Here is a 26,380-nt window from a genome sequence, read left to right as displayed (position 1 = left end):
ATGAAGAAAATGCCAGTGCACTCTCTTGCATTTGTTCTCGATTGTAATCTTCCCTTCGTCCGAGGGGCCGGCGCATCTTCTCTCCTCGCTGAATCCCGTTTTTTTCTCGAGATTTCCTATACCTACCTCCCCCTACTCCGCTTATGCGAAACACTCGAACGTGAGCGTGTTCCTTTTAACATCTCCCTCGCTATCGGGCCCGTTCTGTGCGAAATGCTCGCTAACCGCGTGCTTATGGACCGATACCGGCGTGCACTCGACGCACTCATCGAATTCGGAGAACGGGAAGCCATTCGCCTGAGGAACAGTCTCCAAGAGCGCGTGCAAGCTGAAGCAGTGCTTCGGTCTCTTCGCTCTCACCGGGATTATTTTGATCACTGCGATGGGGCACTCCTTGAACGCATCAATCACTTTTTCCGCACAGGTTCCATTGAATTACTCGCAACAACGGCAGTTAATTGTTTCTTACCCTTCTACCAAGACATGCCCGAATCTATATCCGCCCAAATCGAAATGGGGCTTATTAATTACCGCAAACATTTTTCCTCAATTCCCCGCGGTTTTTATTTACCTGAACTTGGCTATGCACCAGCGCTTGAGCGCACTATAAAATCATACGGATTCTCGTACACCATATTGGAAACACATAGTTTCCTGTTTGGCACTCGCGTACCCCGACGTGGCATCTTTGAGCCTGCACAGACGTCCAATGGCTTGTGGTGCTTAGGAAAGGACCGTGTCGCCACTGCAGAAGTGCATGGCGCCACGCATTCCTTCTGTACACAGGCGGTGTACGGAAATACAGAACAAGATGCTGGGTTTATACTGCCTGAGGAGGCTCTGTACCCTTTATTTGAACCACACAAGGAACGCATGGCTACTGGGTATCTGTACCAGGCCCGTTCAGGCACGCCGTATGAGCAAGAAAAAGCGCAACGCACGTGTGTCGCTGATGCGCGGGCGTTCGTGCGTAATCGGACAGAAATATTTGAAAAAGTAGTCCACGCAACCGCTCCCTTCGAGGCTATGTCGGTGTGCGTATTCCCTGCATCACTATTTGGAGTTGCATGGGCAGAGGGGATGGATTGGCTTGAAGCCGTATTTCGCACCGTTGCAGAAAGCGCGCAAATGCGCGTGTCCTGTACGGCGGCGCTCACCTGCCCCGCAGTGGGGGTGTCAATCATTGAACCCTTTTTTGGATCTTCACTGGGGGGAGGTTATGCGGATGAGCTTATTAATAGCGCAAACGACTGGATGCATCCTGCAATACAAAAAACCACAGAACGCATGATCGACCTCACAGAGCGCTTTGCACACGACACCGGCTTTCGCGAACGCCTACTGAACATGGCAGCACGTGATGTGCTTTTGTGTCAGTCGCTGTTCTGGCCCCTTTTAGGGAACCATTGTCGCTACCCCGAGTACGCCGCTAGCGAGTGCGCCGACCACCTCAAGGCCTTTACGAGGGTATACGAGGCGCTCGGCTCCGGAGAGGTAAGTGCACAGTGGCTAATGCGGCGCGAACGCGAGCTACCACTGTTCTCTGAAATTAACTTTCGCTTTTTCAGTAAAAAGAAATGACACCTCACCAAAAGGCGATCTCCCCAGAGTAATACGATCGCATCGACCCAGCGCTATCTATGCACAGCGCGCCGTCCGCGGCCAATCCGACAACACGACCCAGAATCGGAGGACGTGTTCCCGCACATTCGCGGAAACAGACGTACTCACCCTGCTTCCACAGACACGACTCAAGCACGCCGATACTCGGCGGCGCCATGACACAGGCATACAGCCGATCCAACAGCACAGGAAGGAAAGCAAACGGATCAGGGCACCGCTCGCCTCCGACAATCTGCGCGAGAGAGCAGGCATGCGACAACTCGGGCGGAAACTTCACCTGCAGGAGGTTACACCCAATACCCACGAGAAGCGCTCCCGCGCGCACCTGGCAGAGCACCCCGGCGATCTTACGATCGCACACCAGGACGTCGTTGGGCCACTTAATGCGCGGTGCGCACACACCTCCGAGGAAGGCCATGTATGCAAGAGCGACCGCATATCCAACACAGAGCGAAAACGCAGGGAAAGCAACACGCCGCAAAACGACAGTACACAAAAGATTCTTTCCCGGCTCCGATTGCCACTTTCTCTGGTCACCACGACCACGTCCAGCAACCTGCTCACCAGCGCAAAAGACGGCACCCTCCTCGCAACCCTGGGCGCGAGACGCAGCCTCATCCATAGTACTAGCAGTCTTGGGAGCAAAATAGACAGAAGCCCCGAAGGGGTTCCTAACAGGAACCAAACACACCGCGACGCACACAAACGGGGAGAACCAAAAGACGACGAGAAATGAGATAACGCACGCGAAAGCACCTTACGCCAAAAACATGCGCCACGATGGAAAGTCCTCCCCATCCTCCACTAATTCTTAAAGGGAAAACGCGGCTTCTCCTCCGCATAGTTAACGCGAAGCCTACGCCCTTCAAACTCCTTCTCATTCAACTCGTTAATAACCAACTCGGCTGATTCTGCGCTTTCCATCTCAACAAAACCAAAGCCCTTCGACCGCTGCGTAAGCTTATCCTTGATTACAGCCACGGACAGCACTTCCCCAAACTGAGAAAAAAGGGAGGCCAATCCAGCCTCAGTGGTGGCATAATTTAAATTACCGACGTAAATCTTTGCGGACATAACACAGAACCTTCGCCGTTCCACGGCAATTGGATTACCCCTCTCCATACGGAGGAGGTTTCGCGAGACTCTTAACGGTGCTATGGGAGTGTCTTATGCATCACACGCGGCCAGAAAAGAATAGTCACGCTTGGTGGATCCTAACATGGCAACCAGACCCCGTCAAGCATCTATCTATATGGCCCGTTCACGCGCCGTACACGCAACAGTGAAGACACACAGACGAAAGGAAGCGTCAATAGCCTGTACCCCGTGCAGGGGTCAGTGCAGATACAAAAGGGGAATATATCTTCCTCTTACACACCAGAGAAACACCCGTCACACCCAACGTCTGCCAACGGCAGCATGTCCCCGAAAAGAATATGTGAGTTGAGAAAGGAAGACCCGTCCAGTCTACATAAACAGTTATTGAAAAACAGCCTAGAAAAAGGCACTGAGCACTGTGACCGGACGACAAAAACCTATGGACAAATTTTCCAATTATTTTGCTTATGCTGCGCCGGTGCAGCACCGTTTTACCGAGCACGCGCCTTCCGCTTGCAAAGCACGTTCCTGATATATACTCTCCACTGCTCCTCAGATAGTGTATCTACGTCCACACACTATTTTAGACGCCTGTATTCGCGCAGATGGTGAAGAATACGCTCATGCACAACTTCAATTTCCTCGCGCGCGTCTATTTCAATCACTTTCATTGCAGGGTACAAATGACGGCACTTGCGAAATATAGTTTCATACCCCTTGCGCGCCTTTTCTTGAAAAGACGTGTACTCATACAGTTCCGTTTGCAGCCCACGTGCGGTGATACGCTCAACACATACTTCGATAGGCGCGTCAAAATAGAACACAACTTCAGGAAGCGGAAACTCTTTATTTAATTCATACGCGAAACTACCCGACACCGCCATGCCTTGGTACACCAAACTGGAAAAAACATACCGATCGCAGAGCACTATCTTTCCTTCTGCAAGACAATCGTTAATGCCTCCTGCACCTTCCAAGTGCTCGTGTCTATCTGCGGCAAAGAGCAATCCCAATGCCTTAGAGCTCATGATCACACGCTTTTGCAGCACATCCCGAATGAGAGTGCCAATCTCCCCTCCGGTAGGCTCTTGAGTAAAGACCATGTCCTTACGGGCCTGAAAATGGCGTTCGAGCGCACGCAACTGTGTACTCGTGCCTGTGCCATCAATACCTTCGAATACAACAAAGTTATGCAGAATATTCATCTGTGCCCTCTCCGTGTTAGCTTTCCTCTAAAAACAGTGCAGCATGTACACCCGAGGAGAAAGTGCAACGCGCACGTGTACACCGCCTTGCAGAATAAGACAGCGTACCGCAAAAACCAAACCGTCGTCCCGCGTACCAAAGTTCCTGCACAATCCGTGCGCGCCTCATTCTCCCTCCTTGCGAAAATATCTTCGCTCCATCACCAACTGTCGGACCAATACATTGTCCCCACGGCGCAAAACTGTTACCGTAGGCGCGACTATGAACGCGCACGCTGCACTTACCCTGTACACTGACGGCGCCTGTCTGGGAAACCCGGGTCCGGGCGGGTGGGCGTTTGCTCTGGTGCCCTCAGACGTACCCTTTCTAGAAACCGGACAAACCGCACCAGAAGCTGCCGCATTCACTAGAAGCGGCAGCGCCTACCCGAGCACAAACAATCGCATGGAACTGTGCGCGGTCATCAACGCACTGCAAGAGGCACACGGACGCGCTGCAGAGGCGGTGGTAGTGGTCACCGACTCCCAATACGTACGCAAAGGCATCACCCAGTGGATCCATACCTGGAAACACAACGGCTGGAAAACGGCTGCCAAACAACCGGTCAAGAACAAGGATTTGTGGGAAGCGCTCAGCGCACTCGCCGACGCCCTATCCGTCGAGTGGCGCTGGGTAAAAGGACATGCAGGAGACCCGTACAACGAACTGTGCGACCGGCTAGCCACCGACGCTGCGCGCCGCGCTGCACAAAGCACTGCAGACTGTCCCTAGTACGGGTCCAGGGACATACTGTTTAGTAAATCGCGCAGGGCTACAATCTCTGCACGCGTAAGCGTTACCCCCTTTCCCATCTTGCTCTTGTCTGGGGACCACGCGCGGATATCATATTTCTCTGGCCGGCCATTCCAAGAAATAGACTTCAGTTCGAGGGACCAGCCATTCCCCGATGTGGAAAGCGTGCCCCAGTTGCGCGTCACTTCATAGTGAAAATCGTCGTTCACCACACCTCCTTCCTTTTCTCGCATCGAAACACACCACCGAATTAACAGACAGACGGAGACGTCGCCCCACCGAGAAAAATTACACGTCAGAAATTGACCGCACGCCGCGCATTATAGGGCACAATGCGTGCACTTGCGCATACCCACGTCGCTCTCTAAGAAACAGGCACGAAAAGTGTCCCCCGCGCATCCCCGCGCATAAGGCTCAGGATCGGATCCAGATGGCGCCCGTTTGCCAGCACCAGAGGAATTCCCGCCCTCGTGACAAGACGCGCAGCATCCAGCTTTGTAGCAATCCCACCCGTACCAAAGACATTGGAAGAACCCATGCTCGTTTTACCCACAAGCGCTGACACGTCCGTCACCAGAGGAACGTGCTGCGCATCTGTGTGTGCCTTTGGGTCTTTGTCATACACGCCGTCAATGTCACTCAACAAAAGCAAAAGATCTGCCTGCCACAACAGCGCTACAAACGCGGACAGACTGTCATTATCTCCAATCCTTTTTTGAGGTGATAGGGACACCCGCCGGTCGGCGGGTACAGAGGGGACGTCGCTGCAACAGAGCGCGTCATTTTCATTAAGGATAGGTACTACCCTGCGCTCGAGCAAAAAGGACAACGTGTAGCGTACCTGCGCCGCGCGGTCCGAGTCAGTAAAATCCTCCTTCGTACACAGAAACTGGCCCACGCACTGCTGGTGCGCTGCAAACGCAGAACGCCAACGACTTATCAACTCCGCCTGACCCACCGCACACAACGCCTGTTTGCAGGACGCACCATCACCCGGAATAACGCCGCGCGATTCGTGACGCTCTAAACCCGCCCCCTGAGGAGGAGATGAAAGGCAATGGAGCGCAGAAATCCCTGCAACCTGAGCGCCAGACGACACCACAACTATCTGCTTGCCGTCACGCATCAGCGCCGCACAGGCGCGAGCACACTCCGCCAAAAACTCCTCATCAGGAGTACCATCTGCCTGCGCAAGCGTATTTGACCCAATCTTTATCACAATTTTTTTTGCCGCAGCAAAAAGCGCACGGATCACGGACGCACCTGCCCCTCTCCATCAATCAGATATTTTGAAGTAGTCAGTGCACACAAACCCATCGGACCGCGCGCGTGCAATTTTTGCGTACTGACCCCAATCTCTGCTCCCATGCCAAACTGCCCTCCATCGGTAAACCTACTTGAAGCATTGACATATACACAGGCAGCATCTACTTCCTGATGAAAACGACGCGCACGGGCACGATCGCGCGTGACAATAACCTCTGAGTGTTTCGTAGAATGACGAGCAATGTGCCTGAGTGCTTCTTCAAGGTTTGGCACCACCCGCACGGATACCTGATAGTCCAGGTATTCCCGATCCCAGGTCTCTGCCTGTGCATGAAAAACATTTTTTCTCGCGCCCCTTTCTGTGAGAAGGGAGAAAGACTCAGCATCACAAAAAAAATCCACACCACCGGGCTTGCGCGTAGTCTCCTCACAGGTGGCAAAAATCTCCTGTACACGGTGCAAAAAAGGACGCGCAACCGCACGATGCACCAACAGCGTTTCGACTGAATTGCATGCGGCCGGTTTTTGCAACTTCGCGTTTTCTGCAATCTGCAGCGCCACATCGATATTCGCACTCTCATCTACGTATAGGTGGCACACGCCGCATCCGGTTTCAATAACTGGCACGTGGGCGCCTTCCACGACGCGCCGGATAAGCGCCGCCCCCCCACGAGGAAATACCGCATCGATAAAGCCGCGCGCGCGGAGGATATGATCCACATCACCATATTTTTCCTCCAAAACGGGAGGAACAGCCACCGCGTCCACGACACCATGCGCTTTCTTCAAACCCACGTGAATTGCGCGCAAAAGCGCGGCATTTGAATAACTCGCTGCAGAACCTGCGCGCAGGAGCACCGCATTGCCGCTTTTGTACGCAAGTGCAAACGCATCTACGGTCACGTTGGGCCGAGACTCGTAGATGACAGCCACCACCCCCAGAGGAACACGTACCTTCCGGATTTCCAGTCCATTCGCAAGAGTGTACCCTTCTATAATTTCCCCGATAGGATCCCGCTGAAGCGAAAGAACAGTCAAAGACCGCAACATGTCCTCAAGAAGGTGTTCACTCAGCGCGAGCCGGGCGACAAGCGGTGCGGCAAGACCCGCCTCACGCGCCCGCGCAAGATCCTGCGCATTTGCACGCAGGATATCCTCCCGCTGCGCATGTAGCGCATCGCGCACAGCGCGCAGGGCACCGTCCTTCTCCGCAGCGCTACAGACCGCCAACCGAGCAACAGCAGCGCGCAACCGCGCGTAGACCTCTACCATAATGGGGTATCTCACTTAAGGCTTAAGAGAAAATTTTACTCGAACGCGACGCCCCCTCTTTTACCGCACAGCACCGCGCAAGAGGCAAGAAGTGGACCACACGCTCCCAACACCTCGCCCGGCTTATCCCCTATAACGGCGATTCTGTCAAGGGCACACGGCACAGAAACTGCCCTTGCCGTGAGTATCTTGCCTGTGCTAGCATGCCGCGCATGAAAATCGCAAATGAGTGTGTGGTGAACATCGAGTACACCCTGCGAGATGACACGGGGGAGATCATCGATTCTTCCGACGTGATGGGTGCGCTCGAGTATGTTCAGGGGCACGGCATGATCATTCCTGGCCTCGAGACCGCCTTAATTAACCGAGAAGAGGGGGAGGAGTTTTCAGTAACCATTCCTCCGGTAGGAGCGTATGGAGAGGTGCAGGAGGACTTGCGCATGACAGTGGGGCGAGATCAGTTTCCTCCAAACGTGCCAATAGAGGTGGGCATGCGGTTTGATGCAGGAAGCGGGGGTGACAGTCGACCGGTGACCGTCACTGACGTGCAAGGTGAAACGATTATTGTAGATGGAAATCATCCCCTCGCGGGGAAGACGCTCCACTTTGAGGTGGCTGTGCGCTCTGTGCGAGAGGCGACGGACGATGACTTAGCTGCACTTCTGTTTCGGGAAAGCACCAGCGGCGGTGGCTGTGGGAGCGGCGCGGGAGGGTGCGGCTCGTGCGGAGCAGGCTGCCACTAGACGTACGCGATGAGTTAGTGTCGCTTTTAGGCGGCATGTGTTTCTTTCTCTCTACGGTTGAACACGTCATTCCAAAGCCGCTGCCTTTCTTTCGCGTGGGGCTTGCGAATTTGCCGCTGTTGATCTCGCCGGATCTGCTCCCTTTCTGTGCGTACGCGCGTTTAGTATTCCTGAAGGTAATAGGGCAGGCTCTGGTGAGTGGGACGCTCTTTTCTTATGTATTTGTCCTCTCGCTTGCAGGGAGCACCGCTTCGGGTGCGCTCATGTATGCGCTGCGGTTCGTCCCGTGCCGGTACCTTTCGTGCGTGGGGATAAGCGTGATGGGTGCGTTCTGTTCAAACGTGATACAGCTTACGCTTGCTCGGGTGCTCGTTTTTGGCGCGGGGGTGTGGTACGTACTCCCGCTATTTTGCGCGCTGGGGGCAGTGAGCAGTACCTTACTCGGAGCGCTAACCGGCCATTTTCTCTCCCACTCCCAGTGGTACGCGCACCTGCAGAACGCGGCATGCGGACAACAAGACACCGCACCGCCTGCGTCTCTTTTTTTTCCGGTACAGGCGGGGTGTGAATGCACGGCGCCGTGTTCGGAACACGGGCTTAGGCCGCGTGTGCTGCGTTATGTACGGATGGGGACAGGACTCCTGCTCCTGTTGATACTGCTGTGTGTGCCGCGGCTGAGCGTGCAGGCGTCCGTGTGCGGGATCGCACTGCTGCTCTATGCGGCAACGGGGGGACGCATCCGCTGGATGACCTTGGCAGGGCTGTGGGTGGGAACGCTCGCCTGCTACCTTAGACCGCCGGTTGGACGCGTGTGGGCAACGGTGCTTGGGGTCCCCCTGACGAGCGGTGCGCTTTCGGCAGGAGCGCGCCAGGCCTGCATGGCCTCGGGGATGGTATACCTTTCAAAGTGGATACTGCGCGTGCCGCCGCACCTGCCGGGAAAGTTCGGGCAGACAGTCGTCCACGCGCTTTCGCTCATGCACCGGCTGAGCTCGTTCAAGCTGCGCGGCGCACGACGGAACGCTACACAAGAAATCGACCGCATTCTTCTCGCGCTCTGGGCAACTCGACAGCGGACGCCAACGCGCCGCTAAATCCGCCCCCCCCCGCACGCTATATTCGAAAGGTAGGACCGGCCCGCAGCGTGACCGGGAGAATGAGACAACGCGTGGTGTCGCTCAAAAAGTAATTCACCGCCTTCTGCGCAATCCAAGCGCTCTGCGACACAATCCAACTGAATCCCTCGGCAACAACGGTCAGAGCGAAGGTAATAAACCAGCCCAAATCCAATGCCTTGATAATCCCTTCGCTAATAAGCTTTTGCCGCAGCGCAACGAGCGCCACGCGCTGCACCGTTTCTGCAGGCAGCTTACCTGCTAAAAAGCGGGTGTTAGGGTTGAGCGGAAAGTCCACCCCGCCGCTCACACTCAAGGCAAAGCCCCACCACTCAGAAATCAAATGCTGGAACGACACTTGCGCGGCAACACCAAACGCGTGGTCGCTCGACACAATCACATCCATCCCAAGCAAGGGGATGAGGCTGAACGCTCCCCACCGAAAGGCATAGCCAAAGAGCGCCTGAGTTTTCAGCATTATACGGGTCAGGGCTGCGTCCACCGTGCAGGCGAAGGCAAACCCGCTGTCTGCCACCACACATACGCCGCCGCCAATGCTTGGAACGTGCATGTGCTGCCCCTCAATGTCTTTCCCCACGGCGTAGAAACGCCCATACCCCAGATGCGAGGAGAAGAACACGTCCGCGCAAAAACAGCGCGCGGCACAGACCACCACGACAATGCCCAGAAACACACGCTTTCCGTTCATCTGTTCGCACCCCCCCCCCCCCGTCCGGAGAAAGAGACAGAGCCCACTCCATTTCATTTCCGCACACGCCCCCCGAATGCCAACTCCCTCACACCTTGTATACCGCCCCCAGGCGAACAACCACTGGGACCAACATGCTGTACTGTGAGCCTTTCAGCAGATAATTTGCTATCAAACGCGCTACAAATCCAGCCACTTTTCCCGCGGTATTCCCGACCCACGAAGAAAGAGAATTCCACCAGTGGGGACCTGATATCCAGCGATTAGCCAGTCCATGCGTCACTGTATGCGTGATGAGAATCTTCGCTAACTCCGGCGTCCCCACCCGCATCAGGTAACGCAGGTTACTGTTCACCGGAACATCCACCCCCGCGCCTATGTTCAGGTCCAACCCGACCCAATCATTAAAGAAATACTGAAAGTCAAGCGACAGAGCCACCCCTGCGGCGTGGTCGTGCGACGCAAGGAAACTGCCGCCAATGGCAGGTGTAAAGCGGAACCTGCCAACCTCAAACGCGTACCCCAGCAGCGCCTGCGCGCGAAACATGAGCTGCGTCAACGCAGTCTCCACATTGAACACCATCGCAACGCCTGAAGACGTTACCACGTCAACCCCTAGTCCCGTCATCGGAACATGTTTGTAGTAGGAGTCCTTTATCTCGTTCCCATATATCCCAAAGCGCCCATACCCGATCCGAGAAGAGATAAACGCTTGAACGCAAAAACACGGCCCGGCACACGCCGTCACCGCACACACCGCTATGAACCTTCTCACCGGCACCATACACACCCCACGCCTTCCGCCCTGTCTCCTCTACCATCATTCCGGAAACGGAAAGCAATTAGGGGCAGGCTAGCAAAAGAAATAAACGCACGTCAAGGCGCCGGATACTCCGCACCGTCGCCCTCGCTCGGCCCGGCGTGCCCCGCAAGGGGTGCCCTCCCTCTACCGCAGTTTGAACAAAACCCCCAAAAGACCAATCGTGAGCAGTCCCTGTAAAATCATAAACCTCAGCAATACCTGCGCCGTAGACCAGTGCCAATTCTCACGCATGTGATCATGGAGCGGAAAGCGCACCCGGCTCAGGATCCGCACATGAAAAAAACGCAACAACACCACTTTTAGAAGCCCCGTACCCCCATTCACCAAAATAACACCGCTTGTCATCAACAGCAAAAATGGATTGCCCGAGATCAACACCAACACCCCAATGAAAAACCCCAGCGCACGGGAGCCTGCGTCTCCCATCAACACCGTACTAGGGTGTGCATTACGCCACACATACCCCATCAGCGCCCCGGCAAGTGCAAAACTCATCAGTGCCCATTGCGCACCATCCACTACAAACGGCACCAGTAGGTACTGCGCCGCACGCACATTTCCCAACAAAAAGTAAAAAATCGTACCCATCGAAAGAAGCGCCATCAACACCAACGCTCCCGAAAGCCCGTCAACCCCGTCTGTGCAATTGGTTGCGTTAATTGACATCCACAAAATCACCACCGAACCGGCAAAAAATAAAAAAGGAGAGACGAACACCGGATCTGAAAAAAAAGGAAACCACCAGAACACCTGATCGTGAAAATAAAAATGACCCAACAGCGCTGCTGTCAGCACCGCAAACAAAAAGTCCAACGCGCCTTTGCGATACTCCCCCCAGCACACCTGCGCGCAATCGTCTAAGTATCCGGTGAGCATCACCCCCCACGTCAGCAGCAATATAAGCGCATGCACAAAACTCGGACGCATAAGCAGGTACACTAACAACACAAAGACGGACACAAAAATCACTCCTGCCCCTGTGGGTTTACCCGCTGCTTCCTGTGCACACGGCGCAAACGCACGCCCCCTGTCTTGGGGCAAAAAGCGATACGCACTGGGCAACACCCCATACGTAAAAAAGAATCCCGCATACAGGGCAATCCCCATCAACACCGCATAAGATTGCAACAGACGAAACGGCCCAAAGTACACGTGAAGATACGACAACACCGACAACATATAGCAGCGATCATAACGGAAAAAAATTAACCCCATCAACTACTACCGGTGCTCCTTCCTGTTCTCCTCCCTTGCCCTCTCCTGCTGCATCCTTCTCGCTCAGGGACTAGCACAAGGCACAGTGCTCCGTTACACTCGGCCGTGTGTCAACACGCGCTCAAGAAATGCACGCTCGTACCCAGGAGCCTGTGCGTGGCATACTCCATTCTTGGAATGAGCTCCAGCATGCGCTGCGCTCGCTGCGTGCCGCACGCTTTCCCTACCGCGTTGAAGGGTGCACCGGTGGACTGCGGTCCTACTTTTTTGGCGAATACGTGCGCACGTGTTGCGCACACATAGTGCTCGTAGTCCCTACCGAACAGGACGTCGCCGCCGTCTGCACCGACCTTGCACATGCAGCAGTTCCTACGCGCGTGCTGCCCTGGTGGGGGTCGCTGCCCTACCGCCCTGTCTCACCTAACGCACACGTGTTCTCTCACCGGGTAGAGGCGCTGTGCGCACTCGCACAGCGCGATGCAACCGCGCCATGCGCGTTCGTTTTCACCCAGCGTGCACTGCTCACCCCCGTTCCTCCCCTCGATTATGTGCGTACCCTCAAACGCTCCTTCCGTGTGGGAGAGCACATCGAGATCCACACGCTCGCTGCCCAGCTTATGCAATGGGGATATGCACGTGTCGACCACGTCAGCGCTTGCGCAGAGTTTTCTCTCCGGGGAGAAATTCTCGATATCGCTGCCGCAGCGCAGGCTGCTGACAACACACAAGCGTACCGAATCGTGTGTGATTTTAACACCATAGAACGTATCCATATACTGGCGGTGTCCACGTGTGCCGTCCTGCAAGAGGTATCTGCGTGCACACTGTACGCTGCAAAAGAAATTCTTTGGAGTGAGGAGCGTATAGCGTTCCTCCACCAAAATCTCCAAAAACTGTCCGAATGTCCTGCCCACTGCGTCCCGTGTATCGAAGAACTCACCCACAGAAAAACGTATGAAGGGGAGGAAATGTTCTATCCACTGTGCTTTGAACGTCCCACCTGCGTTCTCGAATATTTTCGCCACAGCCCTTCACCCCCAAGCGTCTTTTATCTTGACTACGAACGCCAGCACAACGGTGCACGCGCGCTCCAAGACGAGTGTCGGAACCTCTACCATAAAATGCAACTCGCGCACGAACATGTACCTGCGCGCTGGTATCCTCAACCAGAACACATAGTGCTCGATTTTTCCGCTGTCTGCGCGCTCCACCTGCACACGGTGTATTTCACTCACTTTTTTCCACAGCTGCCAGCGTGCGAAAGTATATGCTTGGCAAGCGATCCTGCACGCAGCTTCTTCGGTAACATTCCTTACTTCAAAGAAGAGCTACTCCGTCTTTCAAAAGACGGATGGCACGTTTTCGTCTTTGCAGAAAGTGAGCAGCAGGCACTGCGCATCAGAGCACTAGTCAAAGGTTGCGACGTCACTGTGCTACCTTGCGCGCTTTCTGCAGGATTTAGCATTCCTGCTCTCAAAATACTGATCGTTCAAGAAGGCGAAATCTTCGGTCGCCGCAGAAAAACTCCTCAATCAGTGCAACGCGCACGGAGCACGCCTATCGACACATTTGTGGAATTAAATCCCGGGGATTACGTGGTGCATGCGCAGTACGGCATCGGTTTATTTAAGGGAATAGAGCGCATAAAAACAGCACAGTCAGAACGTGATTACGTAAACCTCCTCTATGCACAGGAAGAAACGATCCTTATCCCTATTGAGCAGGCACATCTGGTGCAACGTTACATTGGAAATGAAGGGAACAAACCTCACTTAGATAGCCTTGGGTCAAAGTCATGGGAAACGAGAAAAGCACGTGTCAAAAAATCTGTTGAAAACATCGCGCAAAAACTAGTGGAACTCTACTCTCTGCGAAAAACTACGCGCGGCCACGCCTTCCCAAAAGATGACGAATGGCAGTATGCGTTTGAAGCAGCATTCCCCTACGAAGAAACAGACGATCAGCGCATATGCATTGAAGAAGTCAAACAGGATATGCAAGAAGCCGTCCCCATGGATCGGCTGGTGTGCGGAGATGTCGGATACGGAAAAACAGAGATTGCAATGCGCGCGGCATTTAAGGCGGTAATGGGAGGAAAACAAGTGGTGTTCCTCACCCCTACCACCTTACTAGTGGAACAACACTTTCGCACAATCTGCAATCGGTTTAAACACTTTCCCGTCAGAATCGAGAAGCTCTCACGCTTTGTTCCTAAATCTGAACAAAAGGACATACTCGCCAAACTCGCGCATGGAGATATCGATCTTATTGTGGGTACCCACCGGCTTATCCAAAAGGACGTGTCCTTCAAGGATCTTGGGTTGATGATCCTCGATGAGGAACAACGTTTCGGTGTGCAGGATAAAGAAAAATTAAAGCAGATGAAAACTAATGTAGATTGTCTCTCCCTCAGTGCAACGCCCATTCCCCGAACGCTTCACATGGGTATGCTCAAAATCAGAGACATGAGCTTGCTCACCACCCCTCCTGAAGGCCGCCTACCTATAGAAACGGTTATCCAGCAGTTTGATCCAAACCTTGTTGCCACTGCAATCAGAAAAGAGCTAGATCGTGAGGGGCAGATTTTTTACCTACATAACAGAATCGAAAACTTAGAATCCGTAAAGTGTATGCTCCAAAAACTCGTGCCTGAGCTATCCATATGCGTTGCCCACAGTCTCATGGGGTCAGAAGAACTGGAAGACATTTTTGAAAGGTTTTATCAAAAAACGTTCCAGCTCCTGCTTTCTACCACCATTATTGAAAATGGTATCGACGTTCCCAATGCAAATACTATCATCATAGATAGAGCTGATATGTACGGGGTTTCCCAGCTCTACCAACTCAGGGGACGCGTTGGTCGGTCTGACAAAAAAGCATATGCGTATCTGCTGTACTATCACGACGTGGCACTTTCAGACCTTGCAATAAAACGTTTACAGGTGATCTCTGACTTTACTGACCTTGGGGCGGGTTTCAAAGTCGCCTTAAAAGATATGGAGATTCGCGGGGTAGGAAATCTATTAGGCAAAGAACAATCAGGAGATATCTATTCAGTCGGATTCGACCTGTATGTACAGCTGTTAGAAGAGGCAATAGAACGCCTCCAACATGCTCCAAACGAGCAAAGGATAGAAACCGTCATCGATCTTAATTACCGAGGGTTCATCCCCCATACGTACATTGCCGCAGATGAAATTAAAATGGAACTGTATAAAAAAATCGCTGCAGCTCATACGCATGAGGAGCTTGAGCGCATACGCACGGAAACTATCACCCGGTTCGGTCCTATCCCTGAGGAAGCAGCTGGGTTGTTTACCGTGGCAGAAATCAAAGTGCGGTGCGAAAAGCTCGCCATTCTCTCACTCAAAGAAACACACGAAAGCTTATTGATTGAGTTTGACAAGGTCTGCGACACTGCCTTCAAAAAGATACTGCGCCTGGTACAGACCTCCAACGATCGCGTTCGCCTTGACGCAAAGCAGCCCAACATGCTGATCCTCACATCAGATGCCATTGAAATAAAAGAGAAAGGCATCTTTATTTGTGAAATACTCAAGCGTCTTGAGTCATAAAGAATCAATCAGCGATGGAATACCCAGCCTCTGTTTTTACTACCAGTCCCTCGCTTACCAGCGAGTCTAGAGCGCGGCTCAATCTTTCGTGCTCAAAGGACAGCTTTGCGAAAAGCGTTTTCTCGCGCACCGCGTGTTGCATGCCGCTTATCTCTCTTAAAACCGCTCCACGCACCTGCCTCAGAGAACCTTCAAACGGTGACTGCTTCACGTAATGCTTGCTGCGACGATTAGGATTTGTAATCTTCCTTTTTAGAACTGCCCCATAATCCATCAGTGCGTAGTACCAACGCCGAGGATTTTCCTCATACAGGGTGCACCGGACCAGCGAGAGCAACTCCCGATCACTGACCTGGTGCGTATCGGGAAAGAAAAAGCGTATAAACACTGCACGGATGTTTGTTTCTAAAAACACGGTGGCCTTATTGTACGCAAAGCAAGCAACTGCAGCGGCAGTATAGTCACCGACACCGGGGAGCTTCTTTAGTTCACTCGGGTCATCAGGAACTACTGCACAATACCTTTCAACAATGAGTTTTGCCGACTGATGCAAAAAACGAGCGCGCCTGTTGTATCCTAATCCAATCCACGCTTGGAGCACGTGCGCAAATGGAGCGCACGCAAGAGACTCCAAAGAAGGAAAACGATGAAGCCATTCTGCATACTTCGGACACACCCGCTCCGTCTGTGTCTGTTGTAACATAAACTCAGACACCAGTATCGCATACGCGTCGCAAGTACTTCTCCACGGAAAATCCCTGCCCTGCTGTGCATAAAAATCCAATATGGCGTTTTGAAACTTTTCTATATCACCCGCAGATTGGCTCAGCCCTACCAAGCTATCCCTCTAGCGCGTAACATTTCAATAATAATACTCACCACTGTTTCTTGATCGCACCCTTCTGTGTTTAGAACAAGATCTGCAAAACTGTAATTCGTGTTATCAATACGATACAACTTTTTGTAGCGACTCATATCTTCAGCGTCACGCATAGACGTGAATCGCTCAACATCCTGTACGTCCCCTCCCTCCCTTTGGAGAACACGTTTCACCCGCTCTTTTAATGAAGCCAAAAGATATACCTTCAGCGCGGCATCTTTCACCAACCAAATGGCCAGGCGCGACCCTACCACGCAGGAAGAACGCATCGCAAGACAGAGCTGCCGCGCATCAACTGCTTTATCAAAATGATTATCCGTCCGCGCACGCTCGAGCACCTCACTAAGAGAGATACCCAACTCCCGGGCAATATTCCTAAACGTATAATTCACTAGGGGAAGTCCCAGTCTTTCCGCAAGCAATGCAGACACGGTGGTATTACCACACCCTGACGCGCCTGAAACTGCTATGCGTACCGCCTTATTTCCAGACACATCGCACCGATTACTCACGCACCCCTCCGCACTCCGCTCTTTGCATCACCATCCATTCGCAGCCTGTCTCACTTCACCCTATATCCACCAGATCCACAGCCGGCACCACCACCATGTTGGCGAAACCGCAACCGAACTTTACACCTCCTCTTTAAAATAATTGAACAACACCTCACCCAATTTGCAATTGTCTCCAGCGCCGAGCGTAACGAACAGGTCGCCCTCTTTCAATTCAGCCTGCAAAAAAGGCACTGCCTGCATGACAGCCTCGTAATAATACACCCGCCGGTGCTTCCGTTTAGTTAATTCAAAAAGATGTTCACCGTTCACCTCGCCCTGATACACTTCCCGAGCAGAGGCGTAAATCTCATGCAAAATAACTACATCCGCATCCTGAAAAGACTCAGCAAATTCGGTGAGGAGGGCTGCGGTACGCGAATATGTATGGGACATAAAATCGACGACAATTCTTCTTTCCGGAAAGAACGTTTTTAACCCGCGGAGCGTCTTTTTAATTGCAGTCGGATGATGTCCATAATCGTCCATGAACAAAATACCGCGCACTTCCCCAAGAACTTCACTCCTTCGCCGGCATCCCTGAAAAAGAGCGAGTACCTTCCGCAGAGCGGTGAGGTGCTCAACGGTAACCTCTCCATACTGCTTCTTCACTAAACTCAGTGCTAATGCGAGCGCACCGGTTGCATTCAAAACACTATGCTCACCGGGGAGCGCAACATAAAACTCACCTGCAAAACCCCGCAATGAGAAGCTTATCTTCCGGTCTTGAACACCGTGAATACTGACCCCATAATCGCCCCACGCACGTTCCCCATAAGGAACATACACCAGGTCCGGTCTACTGAAAAACGCAAGCTGCACTACCTCCCGCACGCCCTGGTCATCCACGCAATAAAATAACTCACCAAATTGAGGAAGCCTATCTATGTAATGAAAGTATGCCGCGAGTATATCCTCGTACGAGGAGTAATAATCCTGGTGATCGTGCTCAACACTGGTGAGGACAATCTTTTGAGGATGAAAATGCAGGAAATGCCGACGGTACTCGCACGTTTCTGCGATAAAAAAGGTATCTCCGTTAAGAACCACACAAGAATCATTGTTTCCCGAAACAGCGCTCCCCACAAGGACGGACGCATCAAGGCGCAGCTCCTTTACCATTTGAGCAATCATCGCGGTCGTGGTCGTCTTTCCATGAACACCTGCAATACCACACGAAAACCGCGCACAGGAAATGTCCCCCAGCGCTTCTGGGTAGGTAAGGGTAGGAATACCCCGCCGGTACGCCTCTGCCAACTCGTCGTTTTCTTCAGGCACATAGGCTGCAGAGTGGATAACCACATCGGGAGCGTCAGCAAGGTTCTGGCAAGAAAAGGGAGTACGCACGGGAACACCCAAACGGGCGAGAATCCTATCCGTGTAAAACACATCTGCAACATCACTACCTGACACACGGGCACCCCGTGCACACAGTAGCTCTGCAAGCGCAGACATGCCAGTGCCCTTGATACCAATCATGTGAATCTTGATACCTGACACATCTTTTGGTAGAGTCCCCCGCTTCATGGGCGGATTTTAGCTCAAATGTCAGACCTTAGCAATGTACATCAGTTCTCTTTCCCGGCAAGGATTGCTGCCTCTTCCGTACCGCATATTATAGTGCGACCGAGCGCACACGGAGTTTCACATATACCGGTGCATTCTTTTCAAGATTTTTACGCCTGGGTTGAGCGCATTCGCACGCTTGAGAAAATGCCCCCAAGCGGCACACCACCTCTGCACAGGATGACTGCACTTGCACGCGCGCTTTGTAATCCACACAACGCATATCAGAGCATCCATGTTGCGGGCACGAAGGGAAAAGGTTCCAGCGCACGTATGCTTGCAGCGATACTCAATGAAATTGGATTCAACACCGGGCTATACGCTTCTCCTCACGTTATGGATCCGAGAGAGAGAATAACACGCGCGGGTGTGTTTTTTTCACCTGCCGAGTATGCAAGCGCGTGCACACACGTATACCACACGGTGAAAAAAACAGAGAATCTGCGCGACTACGGCCAGGCGACGTGGTTTGAGCTTATAACGCTACTGGCGTTCATGCTATTTGCACAACAACGCATGGAATGGTCCGTTTTTGAAGTAGGACTTGGAGGAAGACTAGATGCAACAAACATCATTTGTCCTAGTATCTGTCTCCTTCTCCCCATAGAACAAGAACACACGCGCATATTAGGAACACGTATAAAAAGTATTGCAAAAGAAAAGGGCGGCATTATCAAACCCTATACGCCTATTTTTTGTTTTGATCAGCCAGAAGATGCATTGCACGTTTTTAAACATATCGCGCGAGAAAAACATGCTCCCTTCTTTTACTTACCAGATATGGTCACACATATTGAAAGTTCAATAAAACACTTCACACACACTGCAACTCTCAGTTTTAACGCCGCGCATCCTGTTGGCAGATTATTCGCTCGAAATATACACTGCACACTCGCGTTATGCGATATTGTTCAGGCAAAAAATGCAGCACTGGCTGCGTGCGCGGCAAAATATTTATTTCCTACCGTGAGCGAAACGTTAATCGAGCGGGGACTGTCCCGTGCATACGTGCCAGCACGCTTTGAAATTATGCAGGAAGATCCACTCATAGTGATTGACGGTGCGCACACTACGCAGAGTATACGGTGCGCATGTCGTACGTTCTCTTCTTTACTACCTTCTGCACAATACATTTTACTCTTTGCGTGCGCGGCGGACAAAGCAGTGTCCCAGTTCCCCCCTCTTTTTTCACATGCCGCCAGCGAAATTTTTTTAACCATACCGGGCACATCTAAACATGCAGATATACAAAAAACATACCACGCGTTTCGTACGACATTTCACCAAACAGTCCCAATTTTTTGGAGCGAAGACTTTGCGTCAATTATTTCCCGTGCACTGTATGCCAGTTTTGCGCAACGTAAAGCGCTCCTTGCCATCGGTTCTTTCTATTTAGCTGCTGAAGTAAAACGCATATACGCACGCACCTGCCACACCCTACCTAACCGATAATCGGTGTATCAGTCGAACAAAACGAAGCGGTATGGGCGCTACCAGCGTTATGCGTTTTTTCGTTCTCGGAAGAACAAACCGTACTGCGTACGCATGAAGCATGAGTGTTGTGGGTATGCCACAGATATTCCGGGAACCATACAACGGATCTCCTACAACGGGACATCCTAGGTATCGCGCGTGCACACGTATCTGATGGGTACGACCAGTATCCAATAGAAACTGGACAAAAGCGCACGCCCCACATATTTTCATCACCTTGTATCGCGTACGTGCGTACTTTCCTTTTGAAAAATCTTCAGACGCAACAAACCGCGTGCGTCGTCTTCTATCTCGCACGATTGTTGTTTCAATCACCCCAACCCCGCGTGCAGGAACACCCTGCAATAACGCAAGATATACTTTTCTTACTTGTCTTTTTTTAAACGAACGTACAAGTGCCTCATGAGCATGCATGTTGCGCGAAGTGAGGAGTACGCCCGATGTATCTTTATCCAAACGGTGCACAATACCCTGACGCAGGGTACTGAAAAAATCGGGAAATCCTTTCTGAAATTGACGAGAAAACTCATCCTCAAAACGTGCACGATACACCCGGTAGAAACTGAGCGCCTGAACAAGTGTTCCCGTCCAGTGGCCTGCCCCAGGATGTACTATCATGCCCTGCGCTTTGTTCACCGCAATAATGTCTTCGTTTTCAAACAGAATAGAAAGCGATATATTCTCAGGAATGAGCGCCGGGGGCACTGAGCGTACCCACTCAAAAGACACCCGATCGCGCACGTGAAGAGGTCTTGAAAACTTTGCCGTATGCCCATTCACACACAATGCACGCACGATCCTCTTGAGCTGAGATCGTGCACAAAAAAAAACATGTTCTGCGCAGAACACATCACACCGACACGTCGCGCCCGGTATTCTAAAAACGGAAAAATGAACACTGCACACCGACGTGCTTTCTGCACTGCAAGAATACGACACCCTGTGCACCTTCACGTGCTATCGTCAGTCCCCTCAACAAAAGAATCAAGTGGCACCAGTTCTATCGGGTCTGGTACTAACTGCGAACGCTCAAGACTACGCCGGTGTATTGCACGCTTCACTGCACGATACGTCACGTCAATTAATCCAATCGTCACAGAAATCCCCACTGCCACACCAAAAACTATCGCGCGCTCCTTCGTACTCAGTGGCGGTAGCTCCGCGCCAGGAATAATCAGCGCCCACCATGTCGGAGGCTTTGTCGACCATTGCTGAATAAGACGTATGATGTCATACGTGATAAAAGAGAGCAGCGTTACTATCGGGAATGCACCGATGGACAGCGCTTCAAAACGATACAATTCTTTCTGCCATAAGGAAAATTCTGTGTCCTCATAGGGCACAGGCGCATCGCTAGGTTCCACATCGCGCGCGGCGTCTTCAGAAAAGAGCGGAAAAACAAAAAACACACTGAAAAAAAGAATATAGACACGCGCCATTCAACACCCACACCGGACTACAGTAGCGCGCGCAGCGTATCAGAAAGCGTAATAAAATCATAGATGCTCAGTTGCTCTGCACGCGCACGCGCGTCAATACCTGCACGTGCGCAGAGTTCTTCTACACACACAGCTGCACCGCCTGGCATCCTTTTTTGCCACGTGAGTAAATTATTTCTTACCGTTTTACGCCGCGCAGAAAACAAAGTTTTCGTCACGTGCAGAAAAAGCGCAGGATCCACACAAGAAGGCACCGCATTACGCTTGGTGAGTACCAATGCTTGAGAAACTACATGAGGACGCGGCCAAAAACAGACAGGCGCAACGTTACGAATCACACGCACTTCATACTGCCACTGACAGAGTACTGAAAAGTATGAATACCATTTTTGTGCAGGGAGCGCAGTCATTCTCAACCCGATTTCTTTTTGAACGGTCACCACCATACGCTTAAAAATATAGCCTGATTCGATCGTGTTTCCAATAAAACGGGCAGCAATATTGTAGGGTAAATTTCCTAGAACACACGCAGGTTGTTCCTGTGCTGCTGCAGCATGCCACTGTTGCAACACATCCCCTTCTATCACACGGACGTGTGCATCAAAAAGTTTGCGCAATGTCTGCACAAAGCCGCGATCAATTTCAAACACTGTTAAAAAATCACTGTTTTGCACCAAAAGTGCGGTCATCGCACCAATGCCTGCACCAATTTCCCATACACGTTCCCCACGCTCCGGCGCCAATATCTTAACAAGCTGCGTACGTAACACCGGATCGAGCAGAAAATTCTGCCCCCACTTTTTATGCATCCGCAAACCGCGCTCCGTCAAAAACTGTGCAAGTGCACGCGCCGAATTATAATTCGGGCAACACATATGTATCCTTGTGAACACGCACGCGACGCGCCGCCTCTAGTAGTCCCCCACCGAGTAAAAAAGAAAATAATGCAGCACACACATGTCCGCAGGCACTCTGTACATACACAAGCGGCGCACACGCAAAAAAACGCACAACCGCACAGAGTCCTTCACCAAAAAAGTACACACCCCAACTTAAAAAAGGCGCAACAGCAGGCACTGCCAAAGAGCAGCACAGCGCCACGCTCCCCCCTATCAAAAATAAGGCGATAAGCGGACTAACCACACACGAGGCAAGTACCCCAATGGGGGCAAAATATCCAATGACCGAAAGCACTATCGGTGCTGTAAAAAACTGCGCACTACAGGACGTTCCAAGCAGCGATGCAAGTGGCCGAGGAATCAAACCCGACATCATTTCAGTAATCTCAGAGCCAAGCAACACAATACCTGCAAGCGCTCCGTATGACAACATGAAACTTAACGTCTGTACATCATGCGGCGCAATGAGCATATGTATGCTAAGTACAGCACACAGTACAGAAAAAAGTCCTACGCGCACGTATGCCATCTGTCCTCCCATCAGCACTAAAGTCATACCAAGTGCACGCGCAAGGGAAGGCGATATACCTGCAAACCACACAAAGACAAGCATCGCAAAAAACGCCCCCTGCATACCTCTGTGCCTTGTGCCGATGAAACGGCCCAAAAACGTTGCACTCGCCCCTACCAAAGACAAGTGCATGCCAGAGAGTGCCAACACGTGAGCAAGTCCTGCATGGCGAAACGCGACACGCATTTCATCCGAAAGAAAAACACTATCTGCAGAAAGGAGCGCGAGTAACAATCCCCCTGCACGCCCCCATGGAGATAAAAACCTCATGAGTGCAACCCGCATCTGTGCGCGCATCTGTGCAAAATAGGAACTCCAGCCAACAAAGCGTGGTGGTGTAGAACTACTGATAAAAAGCTTCGGTGCAGAAGATGCAAAGCGCCCACGAATCTGACAGCGCAACCCACGCGCGTAATACTGACAGACGCGGGCATCCGCGTCGTCCGTCATATCGGTAGCGTACTGCTGCAAAATTACCTCTGCAGGAAATAATACAGTGCACACCCCACGTGCAGAAAAGGAAGCACCGTCTATGTAACCTGCACCCAATACGCGCGCCCGAACACGAAAGCGCGTGCCTGCAGGCTTTGGCTCTTGCAAAAGGTGTATAGTCAAAACGCGTAGTTTTTGGGGTTGTGCAAGTGTTTGCAACGGAGCTTGTTGTACCATGAGGGAGGTTCGCGCAACGCAGGCAACACACAGACCACAGAACACGAAAAAAAGCGTATTACAACACCGACATACGCTGGTGTATGCGATTCCCCACCTCCTCCAGATACGGACAGCACCCCAACGAGAAAAGAACCGCACACCACTGCGGACCAACAAACACCCAATACACAGCACACACGCCTGTACTGCACCAAAGAATGCATACGGAAACGGTACCTCATACACGTGAGTCCCATAAAAACCTCCCACCGCAGCAATGGCCATCACCACTGCAGGGGATATATGCGCTCTGTACCCCCTCTGCCCGATTCTGTTACACTGTTCCACGCTGATGCACCTCTCCCCTTTGCGCAACACGCCACACGTACTGCACGCTGCGGCGGCTGTTACCGAATACGCGTTCGTACTCAGCACGCTAGTATTTCCTTCCTTCTGTTTTTCTCTTCCCTCACCGTTTCCCTTCCCAGAAGGGGAAGGGGGAGCTTTTTATGTACGGCTTTTTTTAAATGCTCTGAGCGAAGAAGTGCTCTTTCGCGCCTATATACCTGAGCGTCTGTGCCACCATGCCACTTCCTGCACTGCACGCGCCTGTGGCGAGGTACTGTCAGTCCTTCTCTTTGCTCTTGCACACCGGCCCGCAGGCAGCGCCACGCTGTTTGCAGGAGCTGCGGGCGCAGCGCTACGGGTACTTTTTGTAAGAGAGAAAAAAAGAAGCGGCTCCCGCGCGCGCGCAAGCGCACTGTGCACTGCAGTCCACGCGCTCTGGAACGCGTACGCGATTGCTGCCGCCGCGCGCTAGTCTACTTCCATGACCACGAACTTGAACCGCCCGGCGTCCTCATCTTTGATCCATTTGATGTCTTTGACCAGCACTTCCCCCGGACGGCTGAGGCCTACATCCACCGTCTTACCGCCTGCGACAATTTGCAGCTGCACCACATTCCCGTTAGATGCCCACACCCGAATCCCGTTGTTTGCTTGCACCGTCAGCTGCTCGCCCTTTTGGTAATACCGCTCCTCCCGCCGCGTGCGATCTGCTTCGTACCGGAACAAACAGTACGAGCGAAACGTTGCGTTCATTGTCACCGGGTACGCAACACCGCCTTCAAACAAAACTTGATATCGCGCGCCGGCAGCGACTCCCGTCTGACCAGAGACATTTACCCCACTTGTAGGCACAAAGCTCTGAGCACTGCGATCACGGAGCGTCTGCACCAGACTACCTGTAAACACGCGAACACGCGCGCCCCCGTCCGCCTGATGTGCTTCAATGTCTTCCACACTTATTTCTACGTCCGGCTGCACATCTGTATTCAAATCCATCACTAGGCGCTGACCAAGAGAGATCACCTGTGTACCAATGGGCGTGTCCAGATACAGGTGCGGCGTAGTGCGGCTGACGGTTAGCTCGTACGCATTCCCCCCGGAACTGATAACCAACACATCTCCTGGAAAGACCGTGTGTTCAAACTTTTCCTCAGCAAGCGTATAGCGAGATGCGCTCGAACGCGTGCGTCGCGCACGCTCCTCATGTTGTGCAGAAGACAGCGACACTGTTTCGCGCACCGCCCCCGTTGCATCGGGGGGAGACAGCTCCCTTGGGGTACGCTGTGCTCTGCCAAAGAACACAATACGGGATAGAAAACCCAGCGCGCGGTGCCGCGCGTAATACACACCCAGCACCCCACCCAGGAAGAGCACACAGGCAACTCCCTTTAACAGGGGAAATGAACCCCACCGTTTACTCGGTAGGAGGGTCTCCGTTGGCAGCGACATTTCTTGAATTTTTAAATGTTTATAGCGAGCGATGCACTGCTCCGTATCCAGCTGGAGGTACTCGCAGTAATTGCGCAAAAAGCCAAGGATGTAGGGTTCGCCGGGAAAAACATCATACTCATCGTTCTCGAGCGCCTCCAGGTAACGGCGTGCGATACTCGTCTCGTGCGCAGCCTGTTCGAGACTGAGGTGTTTGCGTTCGCGCGTCGTCTTTAGCAGCTCTCCAATATCTGGCATCGTCACGTCCTTTGGGGGCAGCGGTCAATCAGCAAAGAGAAAATTGTGCACCACATTTGCGGTTGGGGGCACATCGTAGAGGAACCGTGTGTCTGGAATACCGACGTTCAAACGATAGTGGCTGAAATCAAATGTTATTTTTTCCCCCGAAAGAGGCCACGCTTCAATGCGACGGATAAGCTTGGTATGTGCCGAGACAAGCACGCGCAAAGATTTAAATGTTTCTGCTGCAGACTTACGATTGAGCACCAGTGCAACGACCATCTCCCCACTGTCCGGACCCAGGGGAACAGGAGAAGAACTCGTCTCGTAGGCTATCGTGTAGAACCGCTTCATAAGCGCAAGACCATGAGGCGAAGCTAGAGAAGCAGCACTTACTGTGTCATCTTTTGCTACCGATTGTACAAGCGCGACGCGGGAGGTGGGCAAGTAGATGGTCAGGCTATCTCCCGTGAAGACAATAGTTTGTTCAGCAGGGCTTGAGAAATCCAAACGCAGACGGTCTGGATATTTAAAAATAACCTTTGCGCGCATAAGGTGCGCGCGGGTTCCTGACCCGGTGCTCATGGCCAAATCAGCAGCGTAATCCTTTAACCGGGCATAATGCTCAGAAACTGAGGCGAAAAAGACAGAAGCGGTTGTAATCGTCTGAGGGAAAAGAGGAAGAAGGTGCACAGCACACGCGCAAAGAGTGAGAAAGCGCCTCCGTCTTCTCATAGGGGGCAAGCAGAGCACAACGTGCAATAAAAGTCAATTAAAGACTGCAGGAACCCCTCTGTACAGGCTCTAGAAAGACACAAAGAACGCGGATGTACACTGACAGCACCAGGTCCCCATCTCCTTTCAAAAAGTATCTAA

General features: G+C 52.4%; 26 protein-coding genes. 8 read left to right on the top strand and 18 right to left on the bottom strand.

Going from position 1 to position 26,380, the window contains the following annotated elements:
• Entirely contained in the window at positions 1-1,581 is a 1,581-nt protein-coding gene (locus TPANIC_RS01750; protein ID WP_014505473.1) for a 1,4-alpha-glucan branching protein domain-containing protein, read from the top strand.
• A gap of 4 nt (positions 1,582-1,585) precedes the next feature.
• Here TPANIC_RS01750 and TPANIC_RS01745 read toward each other — a convergent pair whose 3' ends face one another.
• Together TPANIC_RS01745 and TPANIC_RS01740 are read right to left on the bottom strand one after the other, a co-directional pair.
• On the bottom strand, positions 1,586-2,245 hold the full coding sequence (locus TPANIC_RS01745) for a biotin--[acetyl-CoA-carboxylase] ligase (protein ID WP_013945018.1): 660 nt from the start codon (positions 2,243-2,245) through the stop codon (positions 1,586-1,588).
• Positions 2,246-2,427: 182 nt separating this feature from the next.
• Positions 2,428-2,697 (bottom strand): RNA recognition motif domain-containing protein, encoded by a 270-nt coding sequence (locus TPANIC_RS01740; protein ID WP_013945017.1) that lies wholly within the window; start codon positions 2,695-2,697, stop codon positions 2,428-2,430.
• A 252-nt stretch (positions 2,698-2,949) separates the two neighbouring features.
• Here TPANIC_RS01740 and TPANIC_RS05260 point away from each other — a divergent pair, with 252 nt between their 5' ends.
• Complete coding sequence (locus TPANIC_RS05260) at positions 2,950-3,333, top strand: hypothetical protein (RefSeq protein ID WP_010881803.1); 384 nt, start codon at positions 2,950-2,952, stop codon at positions 3,331-3,333.
• Here TPANIC_RS05260 and tmk read toward each other — a convergent pair.
• Entirely contained in the window at positions 3,300-3,926 is a 627-nt protein-coding gene (gene tmk, locus TPANIC_RS01735) for a dTMP kinase (RefSeq protein WP_010881802.1), read from the bottom strand. The two genes, TPANIC_RS05260 and tmk, sit on opposite strands and share 34 nt — an antisense overlap.
• Positions 3,927-4,188: 262 nt before the next feature.
• Between tmk and rnhA the strand changes: the two genes are divergently transcribed.
• The gene (gene rnhA, locus TPANIC_RS01730) at positions 4,189-4,698 is read left to right on the top strand and encodes a ribonuclease HI (protein WP_014342386.1); all 510 of its coding nucleotides are present in this window, start codon (positions 4,189-4,191) and stop codon (positions 4,696-4,698) included.
• Here rnhA and TPANIC_RS01725 read toward each other — a convergent pair.
• The 3 genes from TPANIC_RS01725 to TPANIC_RS01715 form a co-directional block, all read right to left on the bottom strand.
• Positions 4,695-4,952, bottom strand: a complete 258-nt coding sequence (locus TPANIC_RS01725; RefSeq protein WP_010881800.1) for a YdbC family protein — start codon at positions 4,950-4,952, stop codon at positions 4,695-4,697. The two genes, rnhA and TPANIC_RS01725, sit on opposite strands and share 4 nt — an antisense overlap.
• A gap of 131 nt (positions 4,953-5,083) precedes the next feature.
• A complete protein-coding gene (proB, locus tag TPANIC_RS01720) occupies positions 5,084-5,974 on the bottom strand; it encodes a glutamate 5-kinase (protein WP_010881799.1) in 891 nt (296 codons plus the stop codon).
• Positions 5,971-7,257: a glutamate-5-semialdehyde dehydrogenase gene (locus TPANIC_RS01715; protein ID WP_014342789.1), complete on the bottom strand. Its 1,287-nt coding sequence runs from the start codon at positions 7,255-7,257 to the stop codon at positions 5,971-5,973. The genes proB and TPANIC_RS01715 overlap by 4 nt, the downstream gene beginning before the upstream one ends.
• Before the next feature lie 212 nt (positions 7,258-7,469).
• Here TPANIC_RS01715 and TPANIC_RS01710 point away from each other — a divergent pair, with 212 nt between their 5' ends.
• Both TPANIC_RS01710 and TPANIC_RS01705 read left to right on the top strand, forming a co-directional pair.
• Positions 7,470-8,000 carry an FKBP-type peptidyl-prolyl cis-trans isomerase gene (locus tag TPANIC_RS01710; RefSeq protein ID WP_010881797.1) on the top strand — a complete coding sequence of 177 codons (531 nt, stop codon included), beginning with the start codon at positions 7,470-7,472 and terminating at the stop codon, positions 7,998-8,000.
• Positions 7,979-9,094: a Gx transporter family protein gene (locus TPANIC_RS01705; protein ID WP_237249930.1), complete on the top strand. Its 1,116-nt coding sequence runs from the start codon at positions 7,979-7,981 to the stop codon at positions 9,092-9,094. The genes TPANIC_RS01710 and TPANIC_RS01705 overlap by 22 nt, the downstream gene beginning before the upstream one ends.
• Positions 9,095-9,113: 19 nt before the next feature.
• Here the strand turns inward: TPANIC_RS01705 and TPANIC_RS01700 are convergent, their stop codons facing one another.
• The 3 genes from TPANIC_RS01700 to TPANIC_RS01690 form a co-directional block, all read right to left on the bottom strand.
• A complete protein-coding gene (locus TPANIC_RS01700; protein WP_014505469.1) occupies positions 9,114-9,824 on the bottom strand; it encodes a DUF2715 domain-containing protein in 711 nt (236 codons plus the stop codon).
• Between the two features lie 88 nt (positions 9,825-9,912).
• Positions 9,913-10,614, bottom strand: coding sequence for a DUF2715 domain-containing protein (locus TPANIC_RS01695; RefSeq protein WP_010881794.1), 702 nt, complete (start codon positions 10,612-10,614; stop codon positions 9,913-9,915).
• 156 nt (positions 10,615-10,770) lie between these two features.
• Positions 10,771-11,862, bottom strand: coding sequence for a phospho-N-acetylmuramoyl-pentapeptide-transferase (locus TPANIC_RS01690; protein WP_010881793.1), 1,092 nt, complete (start codon positions 11,860-11,862; stop codon positions 10,771-10,773).
• Between the two features lie 152 nt (positions 11,863-12,014).
• Here TPANIC_RS01690 and mfd point away from each other — a divergent pair, with 152 nt between their 5' ends.
• Positions 12,015-15,437, top strand: coding sequence for a transcription-repair coupling factor (gene mfd, locus TPANIC_RS01685; protein WP_010881792.1), 3,423 nt, complete (start codon positions 12,015-12,017; stop codon positions 15,435-15,437).
• A 4-nt stretch (positions 15,438-15,441) separates the two neighbouring features.
• Here mfd and TPANIC_RS01680 read toward each other — a convergent pair whose 3' ends face one another.
• The 3 genes from TPANIC_RS01680 to murC all read right to left on the bottom strand — a co-directional run bounded on the left by TPANIC_RS01680 (position 15,442) and on the right by murC (position 18,395).
• Positions 15,442-16,275: an HhH-GPD family protein gene (locus TPANIC_RS01680; protein ID WP_010881791.1), complete on the bottom strand. Its 834-nt coding sequence runs from the start codon at positions 16,273-16,275 to the stop codon at positions 15,442-15,444.
• A complete protein-coding gene (gene cmk, locus TPANIC_RS01675; RefSeq protein ID WP_010881790.1) occupies positions 16,269-16,829 on the bottom strand; it encodes a (d)CMP kinase in 561 nt (186 codons plus the stop codon). Before cmk ends, TPANIC_RS01680 begins: the two co-directional genes overlap by 7 nt.
• 120 nt (positions 16,830-16,949) lie before the next feature.
• Positions 16,950-18,395 (bottom strand): UDP-N-acetylmuramate--L-alanine ligase, encoded by a 1,446-nt coding sequence (gene murC / locus TPANIC_RS01670; RefSeq protein WP_010881789.1) that lies wholly within the window; start codon positions 18,393-18,395, stop codon positions 16,950-16,952.
• 18 nt (positions 18,396-18,413) lie between these two features.
• Between murC and TPANIC_RS01665 the strand changes: the two genes are divergently transcribed.
• A complete protein-coding gene (locus TPANIC_RS01665) occupies positions 18,414-19,886 on the top strand; it encodes a folylpolyglutamate synthase/dihydrofolate synthase family protein (RefSeq protein ID WP_010881788.1) in 1,473 nt (490 codons plus the stop codon).
• On the opposite strand, the gene TPANIC_RS01660 is transcribed toward TPANIC_RS01665, so the two are convergent.
• Genes TPANIC_RS01660 through TPANIC_RS01645 form a run of 4 tightly spaced genes read right to left on the bottom strand, consistent with a single transcriptional unit; the run spans position 19,872 to position 23,866 of the window.
• A complete protein-coding gene (locus tag TPANIC_RS01660; protein ID WP_010881787.1) occupies positions 19,872-20,867 on the bottom strand; it encodes an RluA family pseudouridine synthase in 996 nt (331 codons plus the stop codon). The two genes, TPANIC_RS01665 and TPANIC_RS01660, sit on opposite strands and share 15 nt — an antisense overlap.
• A gap of 11 nt (positions 20,868-20,878) precedes the next feature.
• Positions 20,879-21,367: a hypothetical protein gene (locus tag TPANIC_RS01655; RefSeq protein WP_010881786.1), complete on the bottom strand. Its 489-nt coding sequence runs from the start codon at positions 21,365-21,367 to the stop codon at positions 20,879-20,881.
• A gap of 17 nt (positions 21,368-21,384) precedes the next feature.
• Entirely contained in the window at positions 21,385-22,242 is an 858-nt protein-coding gene (rsmA, locus tag TPANIC_RS01650; protein ID WP_010881785.1) for a 16S rRNA (adenine(1518)-N(6)/adenine(1519)-N(6))-dimethyltransferase RsmA, read from the bottom strand.
• Positions 22,223-23,866 (bottom strand): ComEC/Rec2 family competence protein, encoded by a 1,644-nt coding sequence (locus TPANIC_RS01645; RefSeq protein WP_375162270.1) that lies wholly within the window; start codon positions 23,864-23,866, stop codon positions 22,223-22,225. Before TPANIC_RS01645 ends, rsmA begins: the two co-directional genes overlap by 20 nt.
• On the opposite strand from TPANIC_RS01645, the gene TPANIC_RS05580 reads away from it, so the two are divergent.
• The gene (locus TPANIC_RS05580; RefSeq protein WP_010881783.1) at positions 23,766-24,308 is read left to right on the top strand and encodes a CPBP family glutamic-type intramembrane protease; all 543 of its coding nucleotides are present in this window, start codon (positions 23,766-23,768) and stop codon (positions 24,306-24,308) included. The two genes, TPANIC_RS01645 and TPANIC_RS05580, sit on opposite strands and share 101 nt — an antisense overlap.
• Here the strand turns inward: TPANIC_RS05580 and TPANIC_RS01635 are convergent.
• Positions 24,305-25,522 carry a helix-turn-helix domain-containing protein gene (locus TPANIC_RS01635; protein WP_010881782.1) on the bottom strand — a complete coding sequence of 406 codons (1,218 nt, stop codon included), beginning with the start codon at positions 25,520-25,522 and terminating at the stop codon, positions 24,305-24,307. The two genes, TPANIC_RS05580 and TPANIC_RS01635, sit on opposite strands and share 4 nt — an antisense overlap.
• Positions 25,523-25,546: 24 nt before the next feature.
• A complete protein-coding gene (locus TPANIC_RS01630; RefSeq protein WP_010881781.1) occupies positions 25,547-26,239 on the bottom strand; it encodes a LolA family protein in 693 nt (230 codons plus the stop codon).
• Positions 26,240-26,380 lie beyond the last annotated feature (141 nt).

The organism is Treponema pallidum subsp. pallidum str. Nichols (assembly GCF_000410535.2).
Classification (GTDB): Bacteria; Spirochaetota; Spirochaetia; order Treponematales; family Treponemataceae; genus Treponema; species Treponema pallidum.
The sequence above is the reverse complement of the archived record's forward strand: the minus strand, read 5'-3'. Positions and strand labels throughout refer to the sequence as shown.